Source organism: Blautia hansenii DSM 20583, assembly GCF_002222595.2.
GTDB lineage: Bacteria > Bacillota > Clostridia > Lachnospirales > Lachnospiraceae > Blautia > Blautia hansenii.
The window spans coordinates 1,763,382-1,780,302 of record NZ_CP022413.2 but is presented as its reverse complement, the minus strand read 5'-3'; the positions used below and the strand labels follow the sequence as shown (position 1 = coordinate 1,780,302).

Genomic DNA, 16,921 nt, shown 5'->3' with positions numbered 1-16,921 from the left:
CAGCGAAGGAAGGGGATTTTTCAGAATGGTTGGAGAAACACGCAGAAAAGAAATTTTAAAATATATTTCGGAAAGCGACAAACCGGTATCAGGAACAAAGCTGGCAGAACTTTTTCATGTAAGCAGACAGGTAATTGTACAGGATATTGCATTACTGCGTGCGGCAGATTGTGAAATTCTGTCTACCAACAGAGGATATATCTGTCAGGGAACAAAGAAATTTGTTCGGGTTTTTCAGGTGTGTCATACCGATGAAAAAATAGAAGAAGAATTAAACGCAGTAGTAGACTGCGGAGGCACAGTTATAGATGTGTTTGTACAGCACCATATTTACGGAGAATTAAGAGCTTCCCTGCAAATCAGCTCCAGAAGACAGGTAAAACAGTTTGTGGAGGATATTCGCACAGGAAAATCACGTCCTCTTACAAATATTACATCCGGTCATCACTGCCATACCATCAGTGCAGACAGTGAGGAGGTTTTAGAGCTTATTGAAGAAGCCTTTCAGAAAATGGGAATTTATGAGGATGAGAGAGAAAATATGGAAATTACAATCAGAAATGCAAAATTAGAAGAAGCCTCTGTATTGGCGCAGATTGAAGCAGAGTGTTTTCCAAAGGCAGAAGCAGCTTCGGCAGAGGAAATTCAAAAACGCATGAGTACATTTTTAGAAAGTTTTTTCGTAGCAGAAGTACAGGGAGAAATTGCCGGTTTTATTAACGGAGCGGTGACAGACCGGCCCTCTTTACCGGACGAGCTTTATCATAATGCGGCACTGCATAAGCCTGACGGAGCTTACCAAACAGTGTTTGGATTAGACGTAAGAGAAGCATACAGAAATCAGGGAATTGCAGGAAAGTTGCTGGATTTTCTCTCCGATACGGCAAAAGAAAGAGGAAAAAAAGGTGTGATTTTAACCTGTAAAGAACATTTGCTGAAGTTTTACGGAAGTCATGGATTTGAAAACTTTGGGGTGGCAGACTCAACACACGGAGGAGCTTGCTGGTATGATATGAGAAAAATGTTTTAGAAAAGTTTATTTTATTGATAATCAAATATAACGATTTTAAGAAAAAATACTTAATAATATGGCTTGCTATATTTATAGGTATCGTGTTAATAAGTATTGCATGGATACAAATAGAGAAAAAGAAGACTCTGAATATAAATTTAGCAAAATATAAGTACGAGCGTGAGCTGGAAAATAGCCCTTGTATATCGTCGGATGGTAATGCGATTTTAAAAATGGTGGTTGTATATGACAAACCAAGGGGCGGAGAAGGATATGTTTTAGGGTTTGCACATTTTAAAGATACAAACGAAAAAAGGTGGATTTAGAAATGAATGAAAATGAGGCTGTTGCATCAAGTGTAAGTATTCGTAATATACAACTTAATGTAGCAGCCTTACTTTCATAAGAACTATGCTAGAGTTAAAAGCGTCGGTTCTGTCATTTTAATATGATTTTCCAAGGAGGTTCTGTCAATGAGCGCCGGCACTACACCGGTTCTGGAAATACAAAATCCGGCTGCATGAGTTGCGATTTTCACTGCATTCAAAAGAGGATACCCTTCTGTTAAATAAGAAGCAAAAGCAGCAATAAAAGCGTCAGCACCTCCCGTAGAGTCGATGGAAGGAAAATCGGCAGCAGGAAAATAACCGGAAAAATCTGCTGTTTTTACGTAAGAACCCTGATGACCTAAGGTGATAATAATCACAGGACAGCCTTGACGGTAAAAATAATCAGCCTGCTTTTCTACTGTGTTTTCAGAAGGACATAAAAGTGCGGCTTCTCGTTTATTGGGAACGAAAATATCTGCATTTGCCAAAAGCTCAGTTGGCAGCGCCTTTAGAGTGGCGGGCTTTACAATGTTTTTGGCGTGATGGAAATGGGCTGTTTTGGCAGCCTGTATACAGGTATTCATAGGGATTTCCGTGGAAATCAAACAATAACCGCAGCCGTCAAATAAATGTTCTCTTGATAAGATGTCCTCAGGAGACAGGGTTTCATTAGCGCCGGGCAGAACAGTAATACAGCTTTCCGCATCTTTTTGTACGTGAATATATGCCTTTCCGGTGGCAGAGGCAGAGCTTCTTCGTATTCCGTGAGTCAGCACATGCTCTTTCTTTAACGTATCATAAATAACGGTGGAGTCATAATCATTTCCGATTTTTCCGATTAAAATCACTTCACGTCCGAGGCGGGCAGCGCCAATGGCCTGATTTGCTCCTTTTCCCCCAAGGGAAATACAGGAGGCGGTAGTAACGGTGGTACTGCCGGAGCTTGGGAGCTCGTCTACGGTCAGTGTAATATCCGTATTGATGCTTCCTACGGAAATCACTTTTTTATAGCGGCAGGAAGGCGGCGCATTTAAGCTTTCTTCATGGTCCAAAGTGAGATTATCAGAAGTAAAGAGTGTAAATTCAGGTTCATTTAAGTTTTCGCAGGCTGCAATTAAATGATAGCAGACTTTTTCTCCGAAAGCCTCGTAGGGGATTTGGAGAGAGGAAATTCTGGGAAAACAGATGGCGTCTCCCGCATCCTCCCGAAGACTTATAAGGGATAAGTCGGAAGGAATATGGTAATGAAAGCTCTTTACTTTTTCATACAGAGAAAGAGCAGCCTCAAAGTGGGTGCTGACAATTCCTGTAAAGCCCTGCAAGGAAATCTGGGTATAAAAGTCAGGGTCGGTAACGAAAAGCTTCATATCCTCTGAGTAGGGAATTTCATTGTCAAAAAGACATTTCTTAAATCCTTCAAATACCATTTTGGAGCGAAAGCTTCCGGGCTTTGTCAGGCATGCAATATGAGTATGGCGATAATCTAAAAGCTTTTGGGCAGCAAGATAACCCATCTGCATAAAATCCAGACAGTGAGAGGCTTCCGGAAGGGAGGAGTTAATGTAGGAAACAGCAATATCCTGCTCCTGAAAATAATGTTCGTATTGAATACTGTTTTCACTGACGGGCTCCCAGATAACACCGTCCACATGATGCCTGCACAGTGCGGTAATGTGTTTTAATTCCTTTTCTTCAGAGTCCATACTGTCGCAAAGAAGAACATTATAGCCATGCTTTTGCGCCATATCCATAATGCCCTTTAGCATCAGGTTCAGCAAAGTGCTGTGTCTTAAAAGAACGCCGATGACAAAGGTCTTTGCATTGGAAATATTTTTGGCTGTGCCATAAGGCGTATAGTTGTATTCTTTTACAATTTTCAGTACACGATTGCGGGTTTCGATATTTATATTATCTGCTTTGTTGTTTACAATTTTTGAAACGGTTGAAATAGAAACGCCTGCCAGCTTGGCAATTTCTTTAATAGTCATAAGATGACGTCACCTCACTTGTGTTTAATCTTATAAAGTATTATTCACTATCTGGAATTATTTGTCAATAAAGCTTCCGTACCTTTTTTGTTGCCGTAAAAAAGAGAAAGGGGTATAATCAAAAAAGCAGTAAATTCTGACAAATGAGGTGGGAAAATGAAAGAATTTGTTTGTAAAAGAAAAAAGGTATTTTTTCTTATAGGAATATATCTGTTGTTTCTTTTATTTGTGTCTCAGGACGCTTGGCTTTATGATACAACCATTGCCAAAATTACAAAAGTGCAGACAGAAAAGACAGGAGAAAAAGAAGGGGCAAGAGGTGAGACGGAAGCTTATTACCGACAGACAATGCAGGGGATTTTACTGAACGGAAAATGGAAGGGAAGTAAAGTTACGCTGAAAAATGAATATACGTATTCCGGTGTTACAAATCAGAAATACCACAGAGGGGATAAGGTGTTTATTCATGCCAGTGAAAACGGGGAAAGGCTTTCAGGAAAAATCAAAGGTCTGAAAAGGGATACTTATCTGGCGGCAGTAGGAGGAATGTTACTTTTTTTGCTCATCCTGATTACAAAGAAGCAAGGAATTTATACTATAAGCACGATGATTTTTAACACGGTTGTCTATGCCGTGGGATTTCATTTTTATCTAAAAGGCGGAAATATGATTAAAATCTGCAATATCATGGTTTTCTGCTTTACTTTTGGAACGATTTTGCTTTTAAACGGATTTCACAAGCGAACGCTGGCGGCAGTCTGCTCAACTCTTTGTGTATTTACGGTTATTATGGGAATATTTCATTTTATTATGTATTTGTATGGAGACGTGGACTATTCTTCTATGGAATATCTGGGAAGCGTGGAAAATCCCGCAGAAATGTTTGAGGCAGAGGTTATGCTGGCAGGACTTGGAGCAATTATGGACGTAGCTGTAACCATAGCGGCGGCAACAGGAGAACTTATTCGGAAAAAACCGGATATTAAATTTTTGTCCCTGTTTCGCTCCGGCAGAGAAATAGGATATGACATTATGGGAACCATGCTCAGTGTGCTGTTGTTTACCTTTGGAAGCGGTTTAATTCCCGGATTTCTCATTCGAATGAACAATGACATTTCTTTTTTGTCCAATATACGATATCATATTTCCTTTGAAATCTGCCGGTTTCTTATAGAAAGTATCGGGATTGTGCTGGCAATTCCAATTTCTATTTTTGTATCCGCAGTCTTTTTAAAGGTACAGGTTAGGAGGGAAAAATGACAGGAATACTTGTGTTGATATTGTTTCTTCTCATGGTAGCAGTGGGAGGAGAAAGAGGTGCAATCGCCGTTTTGGTGCTCTGCGGCAACATTCTTGTTTTAGGAGGAACGATTATTTTGCTGGCAAAGGGCTATCCTGTTTTTCCCGTTGTCTTTCTGGCTGCTGTAATCATTAGCTACATATCTTTAATGAAGCAGAATGGAAAAAACGTGAAAACCTTTGCGGCATTTGCTGCTGTAACGGGAATTATGCTTGTACTGAGTATTCTGATTTATCTGCTGGTGTGGAAGGCACAGGGCGGCGGATTAAATGAAATACAGTCCATGCAGGAGGATATTATGTATTTTTATGAGTCGGATATTCATATCAGCATGTTACAGATTGCAGTATCAGTAACCATACTAAGCGCTTTGGGTGCGGCAATCGATACGGCATTGTCGGTAACCTCTGCGGTTTATGAGGTGAAGCAGCATCGGCCGGAGCTATGCCAAAAAGAATTGTTCGCCTCCGGCATGCAGGTGGGGAAGGAAATTATCGGAACTACGGTAAATACTCTGCTTTTTGTGTATTTAGGTGACTCTATGCTGTTGTTTGCCTATTTGAAGAAGGGTGGATATACCATAGAAACCATTGTGAATTCCCGCTTTTTGTTTCAGGAGTTGTCCGTGATGCTTTTTGGGGCAGTGGCATGTGTGCTGATTGTTCCCTTTGCGGCATATTGCGTGGCCTATACGCTTTCAAATAAAAGTGGATTAAAAAAATCTAAATTTCTTCATAAGAATTGACAAAAATAGTAAACTTATGCCATTATAGAAGCTGACAACAGGTTGAAATGAAAAAGAAGGTAAAAAAATGAGTGAACAATTACTGGAATTGAAGAATATTAAAAAGGGATTTGGAGAAACCGATGTTTTAAACGGAATTACTCTGTCCATTGAAAAGGGAGAGTTTATCACCTTTTTAGGGGCGTCAGGATGTGGTAAAACCACGACTCTGCGTATTATTGCAGGACTGGAAGCGCCGGACAGCGGAACGGTATTTTTAGACGGAAAGGATGTTACGGCTGTGCCTCCCAATCAAAGGGATGTGAATACGGTTTTTCAAAATTATGCGCTGTTTCCTCACTTAAATGTAGAGGGAAATGTGGGATACGGATTGAAGATTAAGCGAGTACCCAAGGCAGAAATTAAGAAAAAAGTGGCAGAAATCTTAGAATTGGTACAGCTGACAGGATATGAAAAGCGTATGCCTTCTGAGCTTTCAGGCGGGCAAAAGCAGAGGGTTGCCATTGCAAGAGCGCTGGTAAACAGCCCCAAGCTTTTGCTTTTGGATGAGCCCTTGGGTGCGCTGGATTTGAAGCTTCGCCGTACCATGCAGCTTGAGTTGAAACGATTACAGAAAAAGCTGGGTATCACCTTTTTATACATTACCCATGATCAGGAAGAAGCCATCAATATGTCCGACCGAATTGTGGTTATGAAAGACGGCAGATTTGAGCAAATTGGAACGCCGGATGAAATTTACAATCATCCGAAAACCAGTTATGTGGCAGATTTTGTAGGAAATGCCAATGTGATTTCCGGCGTGGTGCAGAAGGTAGCAGATACAGAAGCGCAGGTACTGATAGAAAATCAGATGATGTATGCAGAACCCATTGACGGAATTTGTGAGGGCATGCAGGTAAATCTGGCAGTACGAAGAGAAAATTTAAAGGTTTGCACAGAATGTAAAGAAGGTCTGGATGCTGTTTTAGAAGACAAATCCTTTACAGCAGGGCAGCTTCATCTCACATTGAAACTGAAATCCGGAAAGACCTTGGTGTCCTGTCGATATGGTATGGATGCGGACTTAAAAGCAGGGGATAAGGTCTGCGTGGGTTGGAAACCGGAGCATGCGGTATTTGTGGATTTGGAGTAGGAGGCGGAACATGAAAAAGAAAAAATCAGGTTTGTTTCTTACTGTTCTTCCTCTTTATCTTTTTACCTTATGCTTTGTAGTAGGACCACTCCTTTACATGGTGGCACTGAGCTTTGCTACCAATGGAAGCGGTTCTTCCACAATATGGAGTTTTACGCTGGAAAATTATAAAAAGATTGCAGAGCCTGTATATTTAAAAAGTTTTGTGCAGTCTTTCCAGCTTGCCATTACCAGTACCCTGTTGATTGTACTTATGGGGTATCCTTTCGGATATTTTATGGCGAAGCTTTCTGCAAAACGGAAGAAACGAATGATGCTTTTGATTATGATACCTTTTTGGACGAGTTCTTTAATTCGTATGTATGGATGGATTTTAATTTTGCAGGCAAAAGGTGTTTTAAACGGTTTCTTGATGAAACTGGGGATTATTGAAGAACCGTTGAAAATTCTGTATTCCTATCCTGCGGTAGTTATTGGTATGGTATACGCTCTCTTGCCTTTTATGGTGCTAGCAGTATATTCCAGTGTGGAAAAGATGGATTGGTCTTATGTAGAGGCAGCAAGAGATTTAGGTGCAAATGCTGTAAAGGCATTTTTTACGGTTACCTTTAAGCTTACCTTGCCGGGGCTTTTGACAGGGGTTATTCTTACTTTTATTCCTTCTATGGGGCTGTTTTTCATCGCAGATATTTTAGGAGGAAATAAGATTGTACTGGTGGGAAGTGTGATTCAGGACCAGCTTACCAGAGGAAGCAACTGGCCTTTTGCGGCAGCCCTTGCAGTGGTTCTGATGCTGCTGACATCTCTGATGATGTTTGTATATAGAAAGGTTACTCATGTAAAGGATTTGGAGGGATTATTTTGAAAAAGAAATGGAAATGGTCAAATTTATATTTGGCAATTATGATTTTACTGATGTATTTTCCCCTTGTTATGGTAGTGATTTTTTCCTTTAATGAGTCCAGACTTTCCGCTAATTTTACAGGCTTTTCGCTCAAATGGTATGAGACCTTAGCCAATGACAGAGATTTAAAGGAAGCGCTTTTTAACAGCATTTTGCTTGGGGTTTTAAGCTGCGGAATTTCTGCGGTAATCGGAACCTTAGGGGCTGTGGGAATGGCAAGAGTGAAATACAAAACAAAGGGAATGATGGAATATCTTTCTACAATTCCCATTATGATACCGGAAATTATTCTAGGAATGGTTTTTCTTGTGTTCTTTTCCATGTTAAATCTGCCCTTTGGTATGACAACACTGGTAATTGCACATACTACCTTTTGTATTCCCTATATTTTTATGATGGTAAAGGCACGCTTAGTGGGAATTGATAAATCCCTTGAGGAAGCAGCAAGAGACTTAGGGGCGGGACCGATAAGAACCTTTTTTGACATTACCATGCCTCTTATTGCACCGGCTGTTTTATCCGGAAGCTTACTGGCGTTTGCCATGTCCTTTGATGATGTGGTCATCAGTATTTTTGTAAACGGTCCAAGGCTGAATACTCTGCCGGTAAAGGTGTATGCACAGCTAAAAACAGGGGTAACACCGGAAATTAACGCTCTTTGTACCATTATTTTAGTAGTAATTACAGCAGTTTTGCTTCTTTCCTCATTTTTGAGTAAGAGAGCAGAAAAGAAATATTAATATTTAGAAAGTGAGATGTGAAAATGAAGAAAAAAATAGTTTCTATGATTTTATGTGCGGCGTTGGCAGGAAGTATGCTGACAGGCTGCGGAGAGAAGAAAGAAGAAGACAATAAAGAGCTGGTGCTTTATACATGGGAAGGCTTGTTTCCTCAGGAGGTTTTGACAGATTTTGAAGATGAAACAGGCATTCGTATTATCAGCTCAAACTTTGACTCTAACGAAACCATGTTTGAGAAGGTACAGCAGTCTGACGGAAAAGATTACGACCTTGTAATCGGTGACGATTATATTATTGAGCAGATTGTAAATAATGGACTGGCAAAAGAACTGGATAAGGAAAAGCTGAAAAATTATGACAATATCAATCCATTGTATCAGAGCCAGTTTTACGACCCGGAAAATAAATATACCATACCGCATGGAGCAGGTATTCCTTTAATCGTATATGATCCGGAGCAGGTGGACTTTGAAATTCAGGGATATGAAGACTTATGGAACCCGGCGCTGGAAGATAAAATTGCAACCATTGCCAGCTATCGTGCCGTAGAGGGTATGGTGCTTCTCACTATGGGAAAAAGCATGAATGAACAAGACCCTGCGGTGATTAAAGAATCAGGAGAAAAGTTAAAAGAATTAGCGCCGAATATTCGTATGATACAGGATACCAATACACAGAATGCTCTGTTAAACGGAGAAGCTTCCGTAGGTATTTTATATACCTCACAGGTCATTGCAGCTTTGGCAGAAAATCCTGATTTGAAGGTTGTTTATCCAAAAGAGGGCTTGGGCTTTGGAATTATGAACTTCTTTATTCCGAAAAATGCGCCGGATACAGAAGAAGCTTACGCATTTTTAGATTACATTTTAGAGCCTGAGGTAGCTGCAAAATGCTTTGATTTCGTAGGATATTACTGTACAAATAAAGCGGCAGATGAATTGGTAAATCCTGATTTAGTTGTTCCGGACTCTGTAACAAAGGGCGAAATTATTCAGAATGTAAGTGCAGAGGCAGAAGAGGTATACAATCAAAACTGGACAGAATTTAAAGCAGCCTGCGACTAAGCTTTCGGAGGTACATAAGTTGGAAGAATGTAGAAAAGAGGGTGCTTTGGCATCCTCTTTGACGTCTTATGCCTATTCTCCGTGGAAGGCGGGACGAAGCAAAGAGGAGCAAAGAGAATTTACGGAAATAGAAGAAATAGAGATACCGCAGGGGATTGAAATTCTGGGAAAATATACTTTCTACGGATGCAGAAGCTTGAAGACCTTAAAGCTTTTTGACGATGTAAAGGAAATCGGAGGAGGCTCTTTTACAGGCTGTTCCTCCCTTAGAAATTTAGTCATGTTTTTAAAAGAAGACGGTATTTCCTGTATCAAAGACGTTGTCAGCGAGACCTTTCATGAGATGTATGTAAGCATTGTTTTTCTCAATACAGATGAAAGGGCAGAGCTGATTTTTCCCGAATATTATGAGGAAGGCGTGGAAAATACCCCTGCCAGAATTTTGGAAACGCATTTTCATGGGTGTGGTTATAAATACCGCCAGTGCTTTACGGACAAGAAAGTAGATTATAAGCGATACGACAGTTTATTTTCCACAGCTTTGGTGTATGAAAAAGAAGAAATTTTAATTCCCATGGCAGTAGGCAGGCTTTTATATCCCTATCAGCTTGCCAAAGAAGCGGAGAAAAGTTATGAAGCTTATGTGAGAGAGAATCTGGAAAAATGTGCACGTTTTTATCTGGAAAAATCCAACTGGCATGAAGTATATGAGTATTTCGGTAGGAAAAATTTCTGGAGCAGAGAAGCTTTAGAAAATATCATAGAGGAGGCTTCCGAGAAGAAAGCAGTGGATATTGCAGGGTATCTCATGGAAGAAAAAAGAAAGAAATTTGCAGGAAAGGAGAAAAAATTTGAGTTATGAAAAAGAGAAACGCATAGAAGAAATCAATCGAAAAATTTTAGTATCAGCCAGAAATGAGCTGTATCTTCATTTGCGGTTTTTAGATGTTGCTTTATCGACCTTGCGCTATCAGATGGATGCAGGAACAGATACCATTGGAACAGACGGAATTGGACTTTATTATCATCCGGCTTATCTGGGCGGGCTGTATCGAGAAGGTCGAAGAGAAGTAAACAGAGCTTATCTTCACGTGATTTTGCACTGTATTTTCGGGCATTTATGGAAGAAAACAGAGCATCGAAAAAAACGTGCGTGTCAATATCTGGACAGAGAAATCGTGGATATCCTTTGGAATACAGCCTGTGATATTGCAGTGGAGTCTGTCATAGACGGACTGCCTTTTCATTGTGTGAAAAGGCCCATGAGCAGAGAGAAAAAGAATTTATATGCGTGGTTAAAAAAGAGAAGAAATGTGCTGCATGCAGAAGGGATTTTTCAGGAGCTGACAGAGCAAAAGCCGGACTTGGAAACTGCAAAAAGGTGGGAAAAAGAGTTTCACACAGACAATCACGGGCTCTGGGAAAGAAGAGACAAGAACCGCCCTCCCAATGAAAGATCAAAGGAGAATTGGGAAGATATTCGTGATAAAATGGAAACAGAAATGGAAACCTTCGGACAGGATTTGTCAGAGGGTTCTCCGGGATTTTTAGAGCAAATTAAAGTAGAAAACAGGGAAACCTTTGATTATAGAAATTTTTTGAAGAAGTTTGCCGTGGTAAAGGAAGAAGCGCATTTAGACCCGGATGCCTTTGATTATGTATTTTACAGCTATGGGTTGTCTGTCTATGGAAATATGCCGCTGATTGAACCACAGGAAACAAGAGAAGTCAAGAAAATAGAAGAATTTGTTATTGCCATTGATACCTCTATGTCCTGCTCCGGAGAGGCAGTGAAACGATTTTTGCAGGAAACTTACGGAATATTAAAGGAAGAAGAAAGCTTTTTTAGGAAGATTAACATTCATATTCTCCAGTGTGATGAAAGAATTCAAAAAGATGAGAAAATTACTTCAAAAGAAGAGCTGGAGAATTATATGGAAACTCTGGAGCTGGCAGGACAGGGAGGTACGGATTTTCGCCCTGTTTTCGCTTATATTCAGAAATTACAGGAGAACAAAGAACTCACAGGATTAAAAGGACTTTTATATTTTACAGACGGACAGGGGATTTTTCCCAATAAAATGCCCCCGTATGACACAGCTTTTATTCTTATGCAGAAGGATTATCAGGAGGTAGAAGTGCCGCCTTGGGCAATGAAAATTTATATACAGGAGGAAGGAGCAGAGTATGAATATTAAACGTGCAAAACAGGAAATTAAAGATACAATAGAAGCATATTTGTTAAAGGATGAACGGGGAGAATACTGTATTCCTTCTGTCAGACAAAGACCTGTGCTTTTAATCGGACCGCCGGGTATCGGAAAAACACAGATTATGGAGCAGATTGCCAGAGAGTGTAAGATTAATCTGGTATCCTATACCATTACCCATCATACAAGACAAAGCGCTATGGGACTGCCATTCATTCGGGAAAAAGAATACGGAGGAGAAAATCGTTCTGTAACAGAATATACCATGAGTGAAATTATTTCTGCGGCGTATGATAAGATGAAAGAAACAGGGATAGAGGAAGGGATTTTATTCATTGATGAAATTAACTGCGTATCAGAGACCTTAGCCCCTGCCATGCTGCAATTTTTGCAGTGCAAGACTTTTGGAAATCAGCAAGTGCCAAAGGGCTGGGTGATTGTAACAGCAGGAAATCCTCCGGAATACAATAAGTCTGTTCGTGAATTTGATGTGGTAACCTTAGACAGAATAAAAAAGATAGAAGTACAGGAGAATTTCCAAGTATGGAAGGAATATGCTTATGAAGCAGGTATTCATCCGGCAGTGATTTCTTATCTGGATATCCGTAAGGAGAATTTTTATCGTATGGAAACCGGCGTGGACGGCAGAATGTTTGCTACTGCCAGAGGCTGGGAGGATTTATCTGAGCTTTTATATGTGTATGAAAAGCTGGGAAAAACCGCAGACAGAGAAGTTATCATGCAGTATATTCAGCATTGGAAAATTGCCAAAGACTTTGCAAATTATCTGGAACTGTTTGAAAAATATCAGACAGATTATCAGATTGATGCTGTTCTTGCAGGGACTTTCGCAAGCTTTGCAATCGAAAAGCTTCGAGTGGCAGCCTTTGATGAGCGGTTTAGTGTGGTGGGACTTCTCATTGGAAAATTAAATGAAATGTTTCGAAGCTATCACGATAACGAAGCATATATGGAAAAGCTGTTTGAACTGCTGAAAAGCTGGAAGGAAGCGCTTTCGGATGAGCGGAAAGCCTCTGTTTCTATGGGGGATATTCTGGACATGGAAAATCGGGCGCTGGAGGAGAAAAAGGTTGCCGGACAGCTTACAAAAGATGCGGAGTATATTTGGTTAAGAGCGATTGAGCGTCTCAAAGACTACAAGGAGACAGCAGATACGCTGGACATTGTAGGAGAGAGCAAGGAAGTTATTTTTGACGGGGTAAAAGAAAGATTTCAGGAAGAAAAGGAAAAACGAGAAAAGGACATTGAAGCTCTACGCAATAATCTTCAAAATGCCTTTGACTTTTTGGAGGCAGCTTTTGCAGACGGACAGGAAATGGTTATCTTTGTGACAGAACTGAATACTAGTCCGCACAGTTTAGAATTTATCAGTGAACACGGATGTGACAGCTATTACAAATATAATAAAAAACTGTTGTTTCATGAAGAATATACAGAAATTTTAAATGAATTAAAGGAAATCGAGCAGGAATTATAAAGGAAAGGGAACTATTGTTTTGGATATCATCTGTTTTGGATGTATTCATACGATAGTTCCTTTTTTCTGTCTTTTATACAACTTCTATTGAGTAAAGAGATAAAATGAATTATAATTCAGAAAAAGGAAAAGAAGAAAAGAGTAGGAAAGATGAAAATAGCCATTTGTGATGATGAAAAAGAGATAAGAGAAAGTCTCAGAAACATATTGGAAGAATATAGAGAGCCTTTGGAGCAGATTGATTTATATGCAGGCGGAGAAGAATTTTTGGAATGTGGCAAAAGTTACGATTTACTATTTTTAGATATTGATATGAAAGGTATCAATGGGATAGAAACAGCAAGAAAAATTCGCTTAAAAGATAAGAAAATAAAAATTGTATATGTGACGGCATATAAGGAATATGCAAGTCAGGCGTTCTCCGTACATGCTTTCGGCTATTTGTTAAAGCCCATAAAAAAAGAAAAAATTTACAGGCAGATACAGGATGCACTTTCTTATGAGGAAGAAACACCGAAAGAGATACCGTTTTTAGAATTTATGACTTTGGAAGGGCGTGTTCGTATTCCTTGCGATACTATTTATTATTTTGAATTTTTTAATCGGAAGATTAAGCTGGTATCTAAGAAAGAAACCTATTTTATGAGAGGAAAAATCAGCGATATCCGAGAAAAAATGGAAATATATGGTTTTGCCGCTCCTCATAAAAGCTTTGTGGTAAATTTGGATAAAGTGAAAAACATTAAAGGTTATGACATTTATTTGATGAACAATGAAATACTTCCTTTATCTCAAAAACAGGCGGTTGCATTTAAAAAATCGCTGAGCAGATTTCTGGTAAAAAAGGAGTAAAACTATGGATATTTTTTACGGGGTGGAGATTATCCTATTTTTAGGGCTGTGCATCTGGTTTTCCCGAAAAGTGAAAAAACAGGCACAGGAGCGTTTGATTTTTTATTTTTTGTTGTTTTTTGCAGGAATTTTTATCAGCTATGTGTTATCGGTTCATTTAAAAAGTACCATTTTATCAGGAATTATATGGAATATGTCATGGTCGTATGTAATTGAAGATCCGTTTGCGGTATCCCGTATCGGGGCTGCCTTAATCCGCTGGATGATAGATATTTTTTGGATATTGATTTTAGACGGAATGATGAAACAGCAAAGCGTTTTGACGCTGAAAAGAGGGCAGAAGCTCATCTTTTGGACAATGCCGATACTTTCTGTTATTTTTCTCATTTCCCTGCTTATTATCGGGGATTATTATGTAAGGTGGAATGGATATGCACTGATTATTTTCAACATTGTTCTTCTGTTTGGTATGAATTTGGTGGTGTTTTATTCCTATCAGCTTGTGGCAAAAAGCTGTGAAAATAAGCAGAGAGAAGAACTGCTCTATCAACATTATTTAAAGCTGGAGGAAAGCTATCAGGCATCACGGAAGATTGTACATGATTTAAAAAATCACATGCAGGTAATTACAGAGCTTTATGAAATGGGAGAAATTCAGAAAGCAAAGCAGTATAATCAGGAGGTTTTTCATATTTTAAACCAAAGCCATCATTTATGGTATACAGAAAACAGAATGTTAAACATTATTTTAAATGAAAAGCTCTGTCATAAAAATCTTCAAAATGTGAAGCTGGAGTTGGATATACAGGAACATTGTCTTGACAGAATAAACGAAATGGATATCACCACGATTTTTGCCAATTTACTGGATAATGCCATTGAAGCAATCGGAAGTGAAGGACAAGAACCCCGATTTTTGAAAATCAGTATAAAAGAAGCAAAGGATTTTTTGATTATACATGTAGCAAATTCTATGGGAAATGTGCAAAAACGGGAAAAGAAGCATGAAGGCTTAGGACTTGGAAATGTAAAGGAGGCGGTGGAAAAATACGAAGGAACATGTACTGTTGAAAAGAATGAAAAACAGTTTGAAGTAATTATTATGATTTCATCAAATCATTTTCAGGAGGTAGAAAATTATGAGAAAAAATAGTTTTATGAAAAAGCTTACAGCGTTTATTCTGGCGGGAATGTTATTGCTTCTGACAGGCTGTCAGGGAAAATTATCGGACAAATTCGATGAGGAAGAAGTCAAAAATGCGGCAAAGGATATTGTGACACAGGTAAATGAAGGTAATGTGGAAAGTGTATATAATGACATCTTTAGCCCTGTTATGAAAAATGCTATTGCGTTAGAGACCTTGCAGGAAAATTTATCATACACCTTAGATAAAGTAGGAGCGTTTGACAGCTTCGAGAAAATAGAGGTAGCAGGAACAAAAGACAAAGATACAGGCACAGAATATGCAACCGTTATGGTTTTGGCAAAATACGAAGAAGGAAAGGCAATGTTCACTGTTTCCTTTGATGAGGATATGAAATGTGCGGGCTTCTTTATTAAGTAAATGAAGTGGGGGCGTAAAAGATGATAGTAATCTGGAGTATAATTGCCTTATGTGGTATTTGTTCACTGATTTTATTGTCAGGACGAGGCAGTATTTTAATCGCCGGTTATAATACCATGTCAAAGGAAAATCAGGAGCAATACGATGAGAAAAAACTTTGCCGTATTACAGGAACAGGTATGCTAATCATTACCTTGCTTACGGCAATTATGGAAGCTTTTGGTAAAAGGATACCGGATTGGTTCTGGATAGTCTATGCTGTTTTGGTTGTCCTTATTGCAGTCGGGATTATGATTTTGAGTAATACAATCTGTAAGATAAAAGAAAATACAGGAAGCAGAAAGAGAAACTATAATAAAGCAGTGATTTGTGTTATAGCAGCATCCATCGTGTTTTCCGGTTTGATTATGGGAATTGTTTTCAGTAAAGGTAAGATTGAAATTGCTGTATCAGCAAACAGACTTGAAATTCAAGGGTATTGGTGGAGCGATTACGAGATAAAAACAGAAGATATTGAGGAAATAGAATTTACCGAAGACTTTCAGGCAGGAACAAGAACCAATGGATTTTCCGGTGCAACTTTGCTGCAAGGGAAATTTGAAAATGAAGAACAGGGAAAATATACTTTGTATGCGTATAAAGACTGTAAAGCTTACATAATCCTGCACACAAAAAAAGGAGATGTGGTAATAAACGAAAAAACAGAAAAGGAGACAAGGGAACTCTATTATGAAATAGAAAAAACTTTAAAATAATGGTCGCTTATTGTATAATGGCTTTACCCAAAGAATTATTGAAGTAGAAATTGTGCTGCTACGCACCTGTGGTACACCAGCCAATAATTCTTTGGGTAAGCAAATATGGATTATTGATTTTCAGCCGGCTTTTCAATCTCATCAATCGCCATGCGGAAACCATTCTGAGCAGCCTTCATTCTCCAAAAATCTGCTTTTTCCACGTCTTTTTCAGTTCCTTCTCCATAGCGGTATAAGACAGAAAGGTTGTACTGGGCAGCCGGAATATTGGCATTTGCCGCTTTTTCAAAAAGCTGGAATGCTTTTGCGGGTTCATAAGGAACGGGATTTCCTGTGAGAAAATATCCGCCCATACAACACATGGCACGGAAATCACCTTCGGCAGCAGCCTTTTTGTACCAGTCAAAGGCTTTTGAGAAGTCCTGCTTTACTCCAATTCCTTCCTCATAACAGCGTCCTACATTATAGAGAGCATTGGTATTTCCGGCTTTTGCAGCCTGTTCCATATAAGTGAAAGCTTTTTTCTCATTTTTTTCCACACCTTTCCCCTGTGCATAGAGAAGGGCAAGACGCATAGCAGCTTCTGCATGACCTTTTTGTGCAGCCTTTTCATACCATACAGCAGCTTCTGTTAAATTAACAGAGGTTCGAATACCATTTTCATAATAATATCCCACAGCATAGATAAAATCTTTTTGACCGTTTTCTGCAAGAATTTTTAATTCCTCTACTGTAAAATTCAGATTTTGAATATTCATAAGTTAAATCTCCGTATTCTATAAATTTTCAAGCCATCGCTTGTATTCTAAACGAGCATATTATGATTA

Annotated in this window: 17 protein-coding genes; 15 read left to right on the top strand and 2 right to left on the bottom strand. The window is 39.1% G+C overall.

Going from position 1 to position 16,921, the window contains the following annotated elements:
• Window positions 1-25: 25 nt before the first annotated feature.
• Together CGC63_RS15875 and CGC63_RS08865 are read left to right on the top strand one after the other, a co-directional pair.
• Window positions 26-1,030 (top strand): GNAT family N-acetyltransferase, encoded by a 1,005-nt coding sequence (locus CGC63_RS15875; RefSeq protein ID WP_003020979.1) that lies wholly within the window; start codon window positions 26-28, stop codon window positions 1,028-1,030.
• Between the two features lie 14 nt (window positions 1,031-1,044).
• A complete protein-coding gene (locus tag CGC63_RS08865; RefSeq protein ID WP_003020982.1) occupies window positions 1,045-1,338 on the top strand; it encodes a hypothetical protein in 294 nt (97 codons plus the stop codon).
• 83 nt (window positions 1,339-1,421) lie between these two features.
• Here the strand turns inward: CGC63_RS08865 and CGC63_RS08860 are convergent, their stop codons facing one another.
• On the bottom strand, window positions 1,422-3,329 hold the full coding sequence (locus tag CGC63_RS08860; protein ID WP_003020985.1) for a PfkB family carbohydrate kinase: 1,908 nt from the start codon (window positions 3,327-3,329) through the stop codon (window positions 1,422-1,424).
• A gap of 156 nt (window positions 3,330-3,485) precedes the next feature.
• On the opposite strand from CGC63_RS08860, the gene CGC63_RS08855 reads away from it, so the two are divergent.
• The 13 genes from CGC63_RS08855 to CGC63_RS08795 all read left to right on the top strand — a co-directional run bounded on the left by CGC63_RS08855 (window position 3,486) and on the right by CGC63_RS08795 (window position 16,094).
• Window positions 3,486-4,589, top strand: a complete 1,104-nt coding sequence (locus tag CGC63_RS08855; protein ID WP_003020989.1) for a YibE/F family protein — start codon at window positions 3,486-3,488, stop codon at window positions 4,587-4,589.
• A complete protein-coding gene (locus CGC63_RS08850) occupies window positions 4,586-5,374 on the top strand; it encodes a YibE/F family protein (RefSeq protein ID WP_022239906.1) in 789 nt (262 codons plus the stop codon). Before CGC63_RS08855 ends, CGC63_RS08850 begins: the two co-directional genes overlap by 4 nt.
• A gap of 67 nt (window positions 5,375-5,441) precedes the next feature.
• Entirely contained in the window at window positions 5,442-6,506 is a 1,065-nt protein-coding gene (locus CGC63_RS08845) for an ABC transporter ATP-binding protein (protein WP_003020995.1), read from the top strand.
• A 10-nt stretch (window positions 6,507-6,516) separates the two neighbouring features.
• Window positions 6,517-7,371, top strand: coding sequence for an ABC transporter permease (locus CGC63_RS08840; RefSeq protein ID WP_003020998.1), 855 nt, complete (start codon window positions 6,517-6,519; stop codon window positions 7,369-7,371).
• Window positions 7,368-8,150, top strand: coding sequence for an ABC transporter permease (locus tag CGC63_RS08835; RefSeq protein WP_003021000.1), 783 nt, complete (start codon window positions 7,368-7,370; stop codon window positions 8,148-8,150). Before CGC63_RS08840 ends, CGC63_RS08835 begins: the two co-directional genes overlap by 4 nt.
• A 23-nt stretch (window positions 8,151-8,173) precedes the next feature.
• Window positions 8,174-9,214 carry a polyamine ABC transporter substrate-binding protein gene (locus CGC63_RS08830; RefSeq protein WP_003021003.1) on the top strand — a complete coding sequence of 347 codons (1,041 nt, stop codon included), beginning with the start codon at window positions 8,174-8,176 and terminating at the stop codon, window positions 9,212-9,214.
• A 19-nt stretch (window positions 9,215-9,233) separates the two neighbouring features.
• Window positions 9,234-10,076, top strand: a complete 843-nt coding sequence (locus CGC63_RS08825; RefSeq protein WP_003021006.1) for a leucine-rich repeat protein — start codon at window positions 9,234-9,236, stop codon at window positions 10,074-10,076.
• Window positions 10,066-11,412, top strand: a complete 1,347-nt coding sequence (locus tag CGC63_RS08820; protein WP_040351173.1) for a vWA domain-containing protein — start codon at window positions 10,066-10,068, stop codon at window positions 11,410-11,412. The genes CGC63_RS08825 and CGC63_RS08820 overlap by 11 nt, the downstream gene beginning before the upstream one ends.
• Window positions 11,402-12,922, top strand: a complete 1,521-nt coding sequence (locus CGC63_RS08815; protein ID WP_003021011.1) for an ATP-binding protein — start codon at window positions 11,402-11,404, stop codon at window positions 12,920-12,922. The genes CGC63_RS08820 and CGC63_RS08815 overlap by 11 nt, the downstream gene beginning before the upstream one ends.
• A gap of 150 nt (window positions 12,923-13,072) precedes the next feature.
• Window positions 13,073-13,774 carry a LytR/AlgR family response regulator transcription factor gene (locus tag CGC63_RS08810; protein WP_003021016.1) on the top strand — a complete coding sequence of 234 codons (702 nt, stop codon included), beginning with the start codon at window positions 13,073-13,075 and terminating at the stop codon, window positions 13,772-13,774.
• 4 nt (window positions 13,775-13,778) lie between these two features.
• Window positions 13,779-14,927, top strand: coding sequence for a sensor histidine kinase (locus CGC63_RS08805; protein WP_003021018.1), 1,149 nt, complete (start codon window positions 13,779-13,781; stop codon window positions 14,925-14,927).
• Window positions 14,914-15,339 (top strand): DUF3887 domain-containing protein, encoded by a 426-nt coding sequence (locus CGC63_RS08800; protein WP_003021020.1) that lies wholly within the window; start codon window positions 14,914-14,916, stop codon window positions 15,337-15,339. The genes CGC63_RS08805 and CGC63_RS08800 overlap by 14 nt, the downstream gene beginning before the upstream one ends.
• Before the next feature lie 20 nt (window positions 15,340-15,359).
• Window positions 15,360-16,094, top strand: a complete 735-nt coding sequence (locus CGC63_RS08795) for a DUF3784 domain-containing protein (protein ID WP_040351125.1) — start codon at window positions 15,360-15,362, stop codon at window positions 16,092-16,094.
• Window positions 16,095-16,204: 110 nt separating this feature from the next.
• Here the strand turns inward: CGC63_RS08795 and CGC63_RS08790 are convergent, their stop codons facing one another.
• Window positions 16,205-16,852: a tetratricopeptide repeat protein gene (locus CGC63_RS08790; RefSeq protein ID WP_003021022.1), complete on the bottom strand. Its 648-nt coding sequence runs from the start codon at window positions 16,850-16,852 to the stop codon at window positions 16,205-16,207.
• Window positions 16,853-16,921: the final 69 nt, after the last annotated feature.

Bases quoted from the DNA above. Each gene is read 5' to 3' on its own strand.
- CGC63_RS08840 (WP_003020998.1), top strand. From the start codon at position 6,517: ATGAAAAAGAAAAAATCAGGTTTGTTTCTTACTGTTCTTCCTCTTTAT.
- CGC63_RS08845 (WP_003020995.1), top strand. From the start codon at position 5,442: ATGAGTGAACAATTACTGGAATTGAAGAATATTAAAAAGGGATTTGGA.
- CGC63_RS08805 (WP_003021018.1), top strand. From the start codon at position 13,779: ATGGATATTTTTTACGGGGTGGAGATTATCCTATTTTTAGGGCTGTGC.
- CGC63_RS08800 (WP_003021020.1), top strand. From the start codon at position 14,914: ATGAGAAAAAATAGTTTTATGAAAAAGCTTACAGCGTTTATTCTGGCG.
- CGC63_RS08860 (WP_003020985.1), bottom strand. From the start codon at position 3,329: ATGACTATTAAAGAAATTGCCAAGCTGGCAGGCGTTTCTATTTCAACC.
- CGC63_RS08830 (WP_003021003.1), top strand. From the start codon at position 8,174: ATGAAGAAAAAAATAGTTTCTATGATTTTATGTGCGGCGTTGGCAGGA.
- CGC63_RS08855 (WP_003020989.1), top strand. From the start codon at position 3,486: ATGAAAGAATTTGTTTGTAAAAGAAAAAAGGTATTTTTTCTTATAGGA.
- CGC63_RS08815 (WP_003021011.1), top strand. From the start codon at position 11,402: ATGAATATTAAACGTGCAAAACAGGAAATTAAAGATACAATAGAAGCA.
- CGC63_RS08810 (WP_003021016.1), top strand. From the start codon at position 13,073: ATGAAAATAGCCATTTGTGATGATGAAAAAGAGATAAGAGAAAGTCTC.
- CGC63_RS15875 (WP_003020979.1), top strand. From the start codon at position 26: ATGGTTGGAGAAACACGCAGAAAAGAAATTTTAAAATATATTTCGGAA.
- CGC63_RS08790 (WP_003021022.1), bottom strand. From the start codon at position 16,852: ATGAATATTCAAAATCTGAATTTTACAGTAGAGGAATTAAAAATTCTT.
- CGC63_RS08850 (WP_022239906.1), top strand. From the start codon at position 4,586: ATGACAGGAATACTTGTGTTGATATTGTTTCTTCTCATGGTAGCAGTG.
- CGC63_RS08795 (WP_040351125.1), top strand. From the start codon at position 15,360: ATGATAGTAATCTGGAGTATAATTGCCTTATGTGGTATTTGTTCACTG.